Origin of the sequence: Salipaludibacillus sp. CF4.18, from assembly GCF_051262595.1 — a bacterium.
In the GTDB taxonomy this organism is placed as follows: domain Bacteria; phylum Bacillota; class Bacilli; order Bacillales; family Salisediminibacteriaceae; genus Salipaludibacillus; species Salipaludibacillus neizhouensis.
In genome coordinates, this window is sequence record NZ_JBIMEV010000175.1 from 1 (window position 1) to 365 (window position 365).

Genomic DNA, 365 nt, shown 5'->3' on the forward strand with positions numbered 1-365 from the left:
TGAATATATTTAAGATTAATTCCGGCAATTTTTCGTCTTTTTTGTCTCGAATTTTCGCTTCATAATAATACGTACTTCGGGCAAGTTGGAGGACGTCGCACATTGCTGATACCGAGTATTTGTGGGTGTTGTTTCGAATCACATCTACTTTCGTCCCATGATCAGCGCGGCTTGCTTTAAAATATCATTCTCCATGGCTAGTTTTTGATTCTCTTTCCGCAACCTGATCATCTCTTCCTGTTCAGGCGAACGGTTATCCTTTTCTTCAAATGAACCGCTATCTCGATGCTGCTGTACCCACCGGTCAAAGGTAGATGACGTTAACTTATATTCTTTGATTATTTCCGCTCTAGACTTTCCAGCAT

General features: G+C 40.8%; 1 pseudogene. It reads right to left on the bottom strand.

The features are described from left to right. A pseudogene (locus ACHABW_RS26035) lies at positions 1–365 on the bottom strand (IS3-like element IS655 family transposase); the annotation flags it as partial.